11 protein-coding genes are annotated in these 11,654 nt (G+C 70.7%); 6 read left to right on the top strand and 5 right to left on the bottom strand.

Going from position 1 to position 11,654, the window contains the following annotated elements; genetic code table 11:
• Positions 1-56: 56 nt before the first annotated feature.
• The 5 genes from AUL35_RS15540 to AUL35_RS15560 are packed head-to-tail and all read right to left on the bottom strand — an operon-like array spanning position 57 to position 4,469.
• Entirely contained in the window at positions 57-980 is a 924-nt protein-coding gene (locus AUL35_RS15540; protein ID WP_062016354.1) for an isoaspartyl peptidase/L-asparaginase family protein, read from the bottom strand.
• 22 nt (positions 981-1,002) lie between these two features.
• Positions 1,003-1,761: an SDR family NAD(P)-dependent oxidoreductase gene (locus AUL35_RS15545; protein ID WP_062016356.1), complete on the bottom strand. Its 759-nt coding sequence runs from the start codon at positions 1,759-1,761 to the stop codon at positions 1,003-1,005.
• Entirely contained in the window at positions 1,752-2,774 is a 1,023-nt protein-coding gene (locus AUL35_RS15550; protein ID WP_062016358.1) for a ketopantoate reductase family protein, read from the bottom strand. Before AUL35_RS15550 ends, AUL35_RS15545 begins: the two co-directional genes overlap by 10 nt.
• Entirely contained in the window at positions 2,771-3,472 is a 702-nt protein-coding gene (locus AUL35_RS15555; protein ID WP_062016360.1) for a creatininase family protein, read from the bottom strand. Before AUL35_RS15555 ends, AUL35_RS15550 begins: the two co-directional genes overlap by 4 nt.
• Positions 3,438-4,469: a GntR family transcriptional regulator gene (locus tag AUL35_RS15560; protein ID WP_062016362.1), complete on the bottom strand. Its 1,032-nt coding sequence runs from the start codon at positions 4,467-4,469 to the stop codon at positions 3,438-3,440. Before AUL35_RS15560 ends, AUL35_RS15555 begins: the two co-directional genes overlap by 35 nt.
• Positions 4,470-4,631: 162 nt before the next feature.
• Between AUL35_RS15560 and AUL35_RS15565 the strand changes: the two genes are divergently transcribed.
• The 6 genes from AUL35_RS15565 to AUL35_RS15590 all read left to right on the top strand — a co-directional run bounded on the left by AUL35_RS15565 (position 4,632) and on the right by AUL35_RS15590 (position 11,643).
• Positions 4,632-6,203: an ABC transporter substrate-binding protein gene (locus tag AUL35_RS15565; protein WP_062016365.1), complete on the top strand. Its 1,572-nt coding sequence runs from the start codon at positions 4,632-4,634 to the stop codon at positions 6,201-6,203.
• A 68-nt stretch (positions 6,204-6,271) separates the two neighbouring features.
• Entirely contained in the window at positions 6,272-7,252 is a 981-nt protein-coding gene (locus AUL35_RS15570; protein ID WP_062016366.1) for an ABC transporter permease, read from the top strand.
• Positions 7,249-8,157, top strand: a complete 909-nt coding sequence (locus AUL35_RS15575; RefSeq protein ID WP_062016368.1) for an ABC transporter permease — start codon at positions 7,249-7,251, stop codon at positions 8,155-8,157. Before AUL35_RS15570 ends, AUL35_RS15575 begins: the two co-directional genes overlap by 4 nt.
• Positions 8,154-9,122 carry an ABC transporter ATP-binding protein gene (locus AUL35_RS15580; RefSeq protein ID WP_062016370.1) on the top strand — a complete coding sequence of 323 codons (969 nt, stop codon included), beginning with the start codon at positions 8,154-8,156 and terminating at the stop codon, positions 9,120-9,122. The genes AUL35_RS15575 and AUL35_RS15580 overlap by 4 nt, the downstream gene beginning before the upstream one ends.
• Complete coding sequence (locus AUL35_RS15585; RefSeq protein WP_062016372.1) at positions 9,119-10,138, top strand: ABC transporter ATP-binding protein; 1,020 nt, start codon at positions 9,119-9,121, stop codon at positions 10,136-10,138. Before AUL35_RS15580 ends, AUL35_RS15585 begins: the two co-directional genes overlap by 4 nt.
• Entirely contained in the window at positions 10,135-11,643 is a 1,509-nt protein-coding gene (locus tag AUL35_RS15590; protein WP_062016374.1) for a carboxypeptidase M32, read from the top strand. Before AUL35_RS15585 ends, AUL35_RS15590 begins: the two co-directional genes overlap by 4 nt.
• Positions 11,644-11,654 lie beyond the last annotated feature (11 nt).

The following is an 11,654-nucleotide window of genomic DNA, read 5'->3' on the forward strand; positions in this document are numbered from 1 at the left end:
ACGGGGCTGCGCGCCCCCGCCGCGAAGAAAAACCGAAGTTTCCGGCCGGGCCGCGGTCAGTAGATTGCGGTCACCGGCTCGGCGCCGTCCCGCACGAAGCCGCGATACATGCCTTCCGAGTTGAAGGGCAGCGCGACGTTGCCATGGCGGTCGACCGCGATCAGGCCGCCCGAGCCGTCGTTGGGCGCGAGCACGCGCTGGACGACGTGTTCCGACGCCGCCTCCAGGCTCTCGCCGAGATAGCGCATGCGGGCCGAGATTTCCGCCGCCGCCTGAAAGCGGATGAAGACCTCGCCGTGGCCCGTGCCCGAGATGGCGCACAGGTCGTCGGCCAGCGTTCCCGCGCCGATCACCGGCGTGTCGCCGACGCGGCCCGGCGCCTTGCCGGTCATGCCGCCGGTGGACGTGGCGGCCGCAAGGTGCCCGTTGCGGTCGCAGGCGACGGCGCCCACCGTCCCGTGCCGCACCGCCGGGTCGGCCGAGGTCTCGCCCTTTTGGGCCAGCGCCAGCATCTCCTGAAGTGCGTCCCAGCGCTTCTGCGTGAAGAAATAGCTCGCCTCCTCGAAGGCGAGGCCCGCCTCGCGCGCGATGCGCTCGGCGCCCGCGCCGATCATCACGACATGGGAGCTGCGCTCCATCACGGCGCGCGCGGCGAGCACCGGGTTGCGCGGCCCGAACAGCCCGGCCACCGCCCCGGCGCGCCGGTCCGCGCCGTTCATCACGGCGGCGTCCATCTCTTGGCGGCCGCCGCTCGTGAAGACCGCGCCGCGTCCGGCGTTGAAGAGGGGCTCGTCCTCCAGCGCGCAGACCGCGGCGGTCACGGCATCGAGCGCCGCGCCCCCGTCGCGCAGGACGGCGGTGCCAGCGTCGAGCGCGCGGCGAAGGCCCGCATGGGTGGCGGCCTCCAGCTCGGGCGTCAGCGCCGAGCGGCGGATCGTTCCGGCTCCGCCATGGACGGCAAGCGCGAAGGTCGTGGTCATCAGCGTTTCCTCGAGCAGGGGATCAGGCGCGGCCGCCGTCGACCGACAGGATCTGGCCCGTGATCCAGGCGGCCTCGGCGCTGAGCAGGAACAGGACGGCGGCCGAGATGTCCTCGGGCGTGCCGAGGCGGCGCATGTGCGTTCCCTCGATCACCTGCCTCTGGCGCTCGGGGCCGAAGGCCTCCCATTGCCGCTCGGTGGAGGGGTTGGACAGGACGAAGCCCGGCGCGACCGAGTTGACCGTGATGCCGGCGGGGCCGAGTTCCAGCGCCAGCTGGCGCGTCAGCCCGACCAGCGCGTGCTTGGCCGAGGCATAGGCCTGGATGCCGGTGAGGCTGGGCCGGAGGCCCGCGCCCGACGAGATGGTGACGATGCGCCCCGCCTGCGAGCGCTTGAGGTAGGGCGTGGCGGCCTGGGCGCACCAGAGCGCACCCATGAGGTTGGCGTCCATGATGGCGGCAAAGTCCGCCTCGCCCACCGCCTCCAGCGGCCGGCCCACTTGGCCGCGCACACCACCGGCCGCCGTCACCAGCCCGTCGAGACCGCCGAGCCGCGCGGCGGCGTCGGCCAGCGCCCGGTGCGCGTCCTCGCGCCGGCCGAGGTCGACGGATATGCGCGGCAGCGTTTCCTCGCTTCCCTCCAGGGCCCGGAGCCCGTCGGCGTCGATGTCGAGAGCCGCGACGCGTGCGCCGCTCGCCACGAGGTCCCGCACGATGGCGCGGCCGATGCCCTGCGAGGCGCCGGTGACCGCGAAGCGGCGGCCTTCCAGGGTCAGGCGCATGCGCTGAGCATCTCGTCGAGGGTTTCGAGCGACTGCTCGCGGCGTCCCGCTTCCAGATCGTGGACGAGCGCCACGAGGCGCGAGAGCGCGGGCGTCGCAACGCCGTGCTCGGCGCCGATCGCGGTGAGCGGCAGGACCTGTGCGTCGACCTCGGTGCGCCGCTTGCGCACGGCGAGATCGCGCCAGATGCCGGAATGGGTCTTGGCGGTGTGGCGGTTGTGCTCGGTCATGGCGGCGACGGAGCGGCGCGCCGCCTCGCTGCCGGGTCCGTTTGAGAACGCGGCCGGGTCGAAGCCGTTGAAGCCGAGCGGCTGGATATTCTGCGCGCGCGCCAGACTCATCACCTCGCGCCCCAGCGCGTCGTAGACCGGGAAGTAGCGCTCGCGGGCAAGCGCGTCGGCCATGGAGTCGTTGGTCAGCGCGGTCGCGAAGAGAAGCGCCCCGTAGCCGAGCTTGCCCCAGAGATAGCCCCAGATGTTGTCGGTCATCACCGCGTCGGGCTCGACGAGCCGGAAAAGCGCGTGCATCTCGGCCAGGCGCTCCGTCATGCGCCCGTCGAGCTCGCCCAGCGCCACCGCCGCGCGGTTGCCGTAGAGGATGCGGCCCGGCGCCTGCCAGTCGGCACCGAAGTTCACGAAGCAGCCCATCGTGCGCGACGCGCCGATCGTGTCGGCGATGACGCTCTCGTTGAGGCCGTTCTGCGCCGAGACGACGAAGCCGTCATCGGCCAGATGCGGCACGAGCATGCCGAGCGCGTTCGGCGTATGGTGGGCCTTCACGGCAAGGATGACGCGGCGGAACCGACCCTCGACGTCGGCCGGCAGCGCGGCGCGCACGCTCTGGCGGAACGCCTCGACCGGCCCCTCGATCAGGAGCCCGTCCCAGTTCATCGCCTCCACATGATCGGCCGCGACGTCCACCAGGAGGACGTCGTGGCCCGCGCGCTGGAAGTAGGCGCCGAGGACCCCTCCGATCGCGCCCGCGCCCCAGATCAGGATCGGGTCCGCGCTCACCGCCAGTCCCCTTCCAGAAGCGCGCGCGTCTCCTCGACGCCGACCTTCCACAGCGCCTCCATCTCGGCGTCGTCGCGCTGGTAGTAGCCGCCGTAGTTGCCGTCGCCCACCAGCTCGCGCACGGCTTCCGCCGAGCGGTCCTTGAGGCGGTCGAAGTCGGCCATGGGCTTCTGGTGGTTGGGAAGCGGGCGGCCGGGCAGGCGCGTCCAGGGGAAGTTCTCCATCCACGAGGCGTGGCTGGCCTTGGGGTCGATCTCCTGCACCTTGGCCCAGGCGCCGGGCGCGTTCCACCAGTTGTGGAAGCGCGCGCGCGCCCCCTCGCGCTCGTCCATCCACTCCATGGTGACCGGCTGGACCGGCGAGTTGCCGCCATGGCCGTTGACGATCAGAACACGGCGGAAGCCGGTGCGGTAGAGGCTGTCGAGAATATCGCGAACGACGTTCATGTAGGTGACGGTGCGCAGCGTCACGGTGCCGGGATAGGCGTTGAAATACGGCGTCAGGCCGTAGGCCAGCACGGGGAAGACCGGGACGCCCAGCGGCTCGGCGGCTTCCGCCGCCATGCGCTCGGCCAGGATCGAGTCGACCGAGAGGCTGAGGTAGGCGTGCTGCTCGGTCGAGCCGAGCGGCAGGACGCAGCGGTCGTCGCCCTTGAGGTACTCTTCAACCTCGAACCAGTTGCTGTCGGCTATCTTCACCGCTCGTATCCTTCGTAGGTGTTGGCGCCTCGCGCCGCGCCTCGACGGCGGGCAGGAGTTCGGCGCGGATGGCATGGGGGTCGGGTGTGTGGCGATACTCGATCGCGCCCTGGCCGGCGTGCAGGCGCTCGCGCAGCCGCTCGGCGCCGGTGGCGTAGATCAGGACGTCGCAGCGCGCCAGAACGGCGTCGACCTCGGGCGCGTCCCAAAGGCAGGCCTCGCTCGCCGACACATGCGGCGCGAAGCGCAGGATGCCGGCGCGCATCAGCGCCAGGAAGTCGGCGAAGTAGGAGACGATGGCGACGCGCGCCTCGGGCGCGATGCGGGCGAGCTCGATCCGGGTCTGCTCGGTCGGGATGAAGGTCATGCCGACCACGGGAACGGCGGGAAACAGGCGCTGCGCCTCGGCCTGGACGTTGCGCGGCGTCACCACGAGATCGATCCCCTCGGGAAGCGCCTCGCGCGTCTGGGCGAGCGTCGCGGCCACGACCTCGTCGCGCGCGGGCAGGTGCGAGCGCAGGATCGCGGCGTAGCTCTCGGTCGCCTCGGGAAAAATGCCGAGCATGAGGATGCGAAGGGATCGGCGGCGGCCGCGCGCGTTGGCGACGCGCATGGCGAGTTCGCGTCGGTCGAGGCCGATCGCTTCGGCCGCCTCCACGAGATCCTCGATCCGGGACTGAAGGAGGCGGTGGACGTCGAGCTCGCTCTCCGTCGGCGAGGCGCCGGGCGTGACGAAGCTGCCCGCCCCCACGCGCCCCTCGATGAGGCCCGAGGCCCGCAGCGCCGCATAGGCGTTCGACACGGTGACCGGCGAGACCTTGAGGTGAGCCGCGAGCGCGCGGACGGAGGGGAGCTGCGAGCCGGCGGGGATGAGGCCGGAGGCGATGCCGTATTCCAGCGCCCCGCGCAGTTGCACGGTGACGGGCACCGCCAGCGCGCGGTCGACCGCCGCCGCGATGCGCGCCATCACCTGGGCCTGTGGGTCCGCTTCGCTCATGACCGTATCAGTGCCCCATTACGGTTCGGCGTTCAAGCCACCCGAAAAGCCCATGATTTGTGCAGGTGCAGCATGAAATTGCATGCAATTTCGCCTTGACCGCCGCTTCGCTCTCTTTCTAGTGTTACAGAACACAATAACACTTGAGGGGGTTTCGACGCGATGACCAGTCAGTTCCTGAAGGCCACGATGACCGCGCTTGCGCTCGTCATGGCCGTGCCCGCCATGGCCGGCGCCCAGACCCTCACCATGGGCGTGCGCGCCGGGCCCGACTCGATCGACCCGCACTGGTCGACGCTCGGCAGCCAGGCCGAGACGCTGCGCCACGTCTTCGACACGCTGGTGGGCGTCGACAACAACCTCCAGCTCCAGCCCGCGATCGCGACCTCCTGGAAGCCCACCGGCGAGGACTCATGGGAGTTCAAGATCCGCGAGGGCGTCAAGTTTCACAACGGCGAGCCGCTGACGGCCGAGGACGTGAAGTTCTCGATCGAGCGCATCCCGAGGGTCACCGGCCCCATGTCGACGACCATCTACACCAAGCGCGTGAAGTCGGTGGAGGTCGTCGACCCCTATACGCTGCGCGTCGTCACCAACGGCACGGCGCCCTCGCTGCCCAACGACTTCATCCGCCTCTTCATCGTCCCGAAGTCCACCGGCGAGGCGAAGAACGACGAGTTCAACTCCGGCGCCAAGGCGATCGGAACGGGCCCCTACAAGTTCGTGTCCTGGACGCCCAAGGGCGACTTCGTGGCCGAGCGCAACGAGGACTACTGGGGCGAGAAGCCCCACTGGCAGCGCGTCGTGCGCCGCGAGATCCCCGATGACGCGGCGCGCGTGGCGGCGCTGCGCTCAGGGGGCGTCGACCTCATCAACTACGTGCCGGCGAGCGACTACCAGTCGATCAAGGCCGACGGCAGCCTCCAGACCTTCATCTCGGACTCGCTCTACATCCTGAACGTCCAGCCGGTTCAGGGTGCGACCCTGCCCCAGAAGGTGAAGGTCGACGGCAAGCCGATCGACGCCAACCCCTTCGCCGACCTCAAGGTGCGCACCGCGCTCGACAAGGCGATCGACCGCAAGACGCTGGTGCGCGTCGTGCTGGAGGGCCTCGGCAAGCCCGCCAACCAGCTCATGCCGGAAGGCTTCTTCGGCTACTCGGCCGAGCTGCCGGAGCCCCAGTACGACCTCAAGGGCGCCAAGGCGCTGCTGGCCGAGGCCGGCTACCCCAACGGCTTCGAGTTCGACTTCACCTGCACCAACAACCGGGTGCCGGGCGACGCGGTGGTCTGCGAGGCGCTGGCCCAGATGTGGTCGCGCGCCGGCCTCAAGGTGAACGCCAACGCGCTCAACGGCACGGTCTTCTTCCCCGCCTCGCAGCGCGGCGACTACTCGGTCCAGATGTCGGCCTGGGGCACGATCACGGGCGAGGCGTCCTACACCTACGGCTCGATGGTCCACACCGCCGACAAGGAGCTGGGCCTCGGCGCGTTCAACCGCACGGGCTACTCCAACAAGCAGTTCGACACGCTCTTCGAGGAAGGCCAGCGCACGCTGGACGACGAGAAGCGCCGCTCGATCTTCGAGCAGACCTCCAAGATCGCCATGGAGGACCGCGCGCTGATCCCGACGGTGATCCTGCAGACGGTCTGGGCCGCCAAGGCCAACACGGTCGACTTCCAGCCGCGCGTCGACCAGGAAACGCTGGCCTACCTGATCAAGCCCGCGAAGTAGCACCCGGCCTTCCCGGCGCCGCACCCCACGCGGCGCCGGGCTCCCCCTCCCCCGACAGAAAGTCCGCGATGGCCGGCTTCGTCCTCCAGCGCCTCGCCCAGGCCGTGATCGTCGTCTTCGCCATGTCGATCATCGTGTTCGTGGGCGTCTACGCCATCGGCAATCCGATCGACGTGCTGATCGATCCGGGCGCCGACCAGGCGACCCGCGCGGCGCTGATCGCGCAATACGGCCTCGATCAGCCGCTCTGGCGCCAGTACGCGAACTTCCTCGGCGGCGTCGCCACCGGCGACCTCGGCCGCAGCCTCATCTACAACGTGCCGGTTGTGGAGCTCATCTTCTCGCGCCTGCCCGCGACGCTGGAGCTCGTCCTCGTCTCGGTGGCCATCGCGACCGGCCTCGGCGTGCCGCTCGGCCTCTATGCCGGCTATCGGCCCGACGCCGCGCCCGCCAAGGCGATCATGGCCTTCTCGGTGCTCGGCTTCTCCGTGCCGACCTTCTGGATCGGCATGCTCCTCATCATGACGTTTGCGGTCGAGCTCGGCGTCCTGCCGTCGGGCGGACGCGGCGCGGTCGGCTCGTTCCTCGGCATCCCCACCTCGCTCGTCACAGCGGACGGCTGGAGCCACGTGATCCTGCCGGCGATCAACCTGTCGCTCTTCAACATGGGCCTGATGATCCGCCTGACGCGCGCCGGCATGGTGGAGGCGATGGGCGCCGACTACGTACGCTTCGCCCGCGCGCAGGGACTGTCGGAGGGGCGCATCGTGCGCTCGCACGTCCTCAAGAACATCTCGATTCCGCTGGTCACCGTGTTCGGCCTCGAGCTCGGCTCGACGCTTGCCTTCGCGGTGGTCACGGAAAGCGTCTTCAACTGGCCGGGCGTCGGCAAGCTGATCATCGACTCCATCCTCCAGCTCGATCGCCCCGTGATGGTCGCCTATCTCGTTCTCGTCGTGATCCTCTTCGTTCTCATCAACTTCACCGTCGACCTCGTCTACGCGCGGCTCGACCCGCGCGTGCGGCTGGGCGGGGGAGCGGGCGAATGAGCGTCGCCGCCATCGCCCCGCCCGCCGAAAGCCGGGCGTTGCGCCTTCGCCAGATCTGGAGCGACTACCGCCGCTCGCCGGTGGCGGTGCTGGCGCTTCTCGTGATCGCGGCGCTGCTCGTCGCCGCCTTCGGCGCGCCCTGGCTGACGCCGCAGGACCCCTACGACATGGCCGCGCTCGACTGGGCGGACGCCTTCCTGCCGCCGGGAGAGGTGGGCTCGGGCGGATACGTGCACTGGCTCGGCACCGACAATGTCGGGCGCGACATGCTGTCGGCCATCCTCTACGGGCTGCGCACGAGCTTCGTGATCGGCCTGTCGGCCAATCTCCTGGCGCTGGCCGCCGGCGTCGTGGTGGGCCTCAGCGCCGCCTATTTCGGCGGCCGGCTGGAGGCGCTCTTGATGCGCGTCGTGGACCTCCAGCTCTCCATGCCCGCGATCCTCCTGGCCCTGGTGCTCGTCGCCGTGCTCGGACAGGGCCTTTCGCAGATCATCGTCGCGCTGGTGATCGCACAATACGCCTATTTCGCCCGCACCACGCACGGGGCGGCCACCGCCGAGCGGCGCAAGGACTATATCGAGGCCGCGCGTTCGACGCCGCTTCCGACGAGCCGCGTCCTCTTCCGCCACCTCCTGCCCAACGTCCTGCCGCCGCTGATCGTGGTGGCGAGCGTGCAGGTGGCGAGCGCCATCGCGCTGGAGGCGACGCTCTCCTTCCTCGGCGTCGGCCTGCCCCTCACCGAACCCTCGCTCGGCTCGCTCATCTCCAATGGCTTCAAGTACATCCATTCCGACCGCCACTGGCTGTCGATCTATCCCGGCGTCGCGCTCATGATCGCGGTGGTCGCGATCAACCTCGTGGGCGACCGGGTGCGCCATCTCCTCGACCCGAGGCGTCGCCGATGAGCGCCGCCCTCGACGTCCAGGATCTCGTCACCCGCTTCGACACGCGCGCGGGGCCGCTGACGGCCGTGAACGGCGTCAGCTTCCGCGTCGAGCGCGGCCGCATCCTCGGCCTCGTGGGCGAGAGCGGGTCGGGCAAGAGCGTGACGGGCTTCTCGATCCTCGGCTTGGTGGACGAGCCGGGTGAGGTGGCCGGCGGCGAGGTGCGGGTCGAGGGCGTCGACATGCGCGCGCTCTCCAAGCCCGAGCAGCGCCGCATGCGCGGCAACCGCGTCGCCATGGTCTTCCAGGACCCGATGATGACGCTGAACCCGGTGCTCACCGTCGGCCAGCAGATGCGCATGGCGGTCCAGGCCCACGCGAAGGTGTCGAAGGCGGAGGCGCTGGAGCGCGCGCGCCGGGCGCTGGAGACGGTCGGCATCCCCTCGCCGGCGGAGCGCCTGCGCGCCTATCCCCATCAACTCTCGGGCGGCATGCGCCAGCGCGTGGCGATCGCGATCGCGCTTCTCCACAAGCCCGCCGTGATCATCGCCGACGAGCCGACCACGGCGCTCGACGTGTCGATCCAGGGCCAGATCCTCGCCGAGATCCGGCGCCTCGCCGACGAGACCGGCACGGCCGTCGTCTGGATCACGCATGATCTGGCCGTCGTCTCCAGCCTCGCAGACGACATCTGCGTCATGTATGCCGGCCGCATCGTGGAGCGAGGGCCCGCCGAGGTCGTGATCGCGACCCCGCGTCATCCCTACACGCGCGGCCTGATCGACTCGGTGCCGGGCGAGACGGAGCCCGGCGCCCGACTGCCTCAGATCCCGGGCTCGACGCCCTCGCTCGCCAACCTTCCGGAGGGCTGCCCCTTCCAGCCGCGCTGCGCGCGGCGCACGGACGCATGCCGCCTGGAGCCGCCGAGCCGCGACTTCGGCCCGCAGTCCGTCCTCTGCCACCACCCGCTGGAGGTCGCCGCATGAGCGCCGGCACGCTTCTCCAACTCACGGGCACGTCCAAGCGCTTCACGCGCCGTCCGGGTCTGGCCGAGCGCATCGCCGGGCGGCTCGGCGGCGGGGCCGCGCAAAACGTCACCGTGCGCGCCGTGAACGAGGTGGATCTCGACGTCGCCCGAGGCGAGGTGGTCGGCATCGTCGGCGAGTCGGGCTGCGGCAAGTCCACGCTCGGGCGCATGGTATCGGGCATCACGGTGCCGAGCGCGGGGCGCCTCGCCTTCGACGGCGCGCCGGTGGCGAGCGAGCGGCGCGGCCATGTAGTCAAGACCACGACGCGCGTCCAGATGATCCACCAGGATCCCTTCGCCTCGCTGAACCCGCGCCGCAAGGTGGGCGACACGATCGCCGAAGGCCCGCAGGTCCACGGTCTCGTGTCGCGGCGCGAGGTCGGTGCCTACGTGCGCGACCTCCTGCGGCAGGTGGGGCTGGGAGCCGACTATGCCGATCGCCTGCCGCACCAGTTCTCGGGCGGCCAGCGCCAGCGCGTCGCGATCGCTCGCGCGCTCGCCATGCGGCCCGACCTTCTCGTCCTGGACGAGCCGGTCGCCTCGCTCGACGTGTCGATCCAGGCGCAGGTGCTCAACCTCTTCCAGGACCTGCGCGCCTCGCTGGGCCTCACCGCCCTCTTCGTCAGCCACGATCTCGGCGTCGTGCGCCATGTCAGCGACCGCGTCGCGATCATGTATCTCGGGCGCATCGTGGAACTCGCCTCGGTCGAGGCGATCTACCGGCAGCCGCTCCATCCCTACACGGAGGCGCTCTTCGAGAGCGTGCCGCGCATCGGCGCGGGCCGCGCGCGCTTCCGGCCGATCCAGGGCGAAATCCCCTCGCCGATCGACCCGCCGGCCGGCTGCACCTTCCACCCGCGCTGCCCGCACGCGGGCCCGCGCTGCCGTGTGGAGGTGCCGCAGCTGAAGGAGGCGGCCGGCGGCCACAAGGCGGCCTGCCACCTGCACGACGGGGGAACCGGAGGAACGGCATGAGCGAGACGGCAAGCACGCTGGCGACCGAGGTCGCGGCGGTCAACGACATCCTGTGCGCGGTGGCGGTGCTCCAGTGGGACAACCGCACGGTGATGCCGGCGGGGGGCGCCGAGACACGCGGCCAGCAGATCGCGACGCTGAAGGGGCTGGCGCGCGAGCGCATCCTGTCGGGCGCCATGCGCCGCGCGGCCGAGCGGGCGTTTGCCGAGACCGAGGGGCGCGAGGAGCGCGACCTCGAGCGACGCGCGGCGAGCCAAGTCATGGCCGCGATCCGGCATCACGAGCGCCTCGACCCGCGCCTTCTCCAGCGCCAGGCCGAGCTCGGGCCGGTGGCGGGCGCGGCGTGGGCGCAGGCGCGCGCCGCCTCAGACTTCGCCGGCTTCCTGCCGTTTCTCGAGGAGAGCGTCGCGCTGGCACGCGAGAGCGCCGAGGCCATGGGCCATGACGGCCATCCCTACAGCGCCATGGTCGCGCTCTACGAGCCGGGCGAGACGGCGGACTCGATTAAGGCTTTCCTGGACGAGCTGCGCGCCGGCCTCCTGCCGATCCTCGACCGGGCGCGGGGCCGCCCGCGCGACGAGCTGGTCGACCGGCATTTTCCCGTGGAAGCGCAGCGCGCGGCCTGCCGCGAGCTGGCCGAGCTCGTCGGCTACGACTTCGGGCGCGGACGTCTCGACACGGCGGTGCATCCGTTCGAGATCTCGTTCACGCGCAACGACGTGCGCATCACGACGCGCTACCGCGAGGACTTCCTGCCGGGCGCGCTCTTCGGCACGCTGCACGAGGCGGGCCACGGGCTCTACGAACAGAACGTGGCGGAAGCCCTCACCCGCACCGTCTTCGCCACCGACCTGATCCTTCTCTACGCGGTCGGCGGCACGAGCTTCGGCGCGCACGAGTCCCAGTCGCGCCTGTGGGAGAACCATGTCGGGCGCTCGGACGCCTTCTGGCGCCTCAACTTCCCGCGTCTTCAGGGTCGTTTCCCCGACGTGCTCGACGACGTCACGCCCGAACGCTTCGCGCGCGCCGTGAACCATGTCGAGCCGGGCTTCATCCGGGTCGATGCGGACGAGCTCACCTACGACTTCCACATCATGCTGCGCGCCGAGATCGAGCGGCAGCTGATGGACGGCTCGCTCCGGCCCGCCGACCTGCCCGGCGCCTGGAACGAGGCGATGCGGCGCGACCTCGGCCTCACCGTTCCCGACGACCGCCGCGGCTGCCTGCAGGACGTCCACTGGTCGTCGGGCTATCTCGGCTCCTTCCCGACCTACACGGTCGGCAACGCCATGGCGGCGCAGCTCATGGAATCGCTCCATGCGGGCGATCCCGAGCTCGGCGAGCGCCTGGCGGCCGGCGACTACGCACGCCTGGCGGACCATCTGCGCGACGCCGTCTGGCGCCACGGTCGCTCGCGCTCGCGCGACGAGCTTCTCGTGGACGCCACCGGCTCGGCGCTGACGCCCGAGCCGTATCTTCGCTATCTTGCGGCGAAATTCGGCTGAGGGCGGCGACG

This window comes from Aureimonas sp. AU4 (assembly GCF_001463765.1).
GTDB lineage: Bacteria > Pseudomonadota > Alphaproteobacteria > Rhizobiales > Rhizobiaceae > Aureimonas.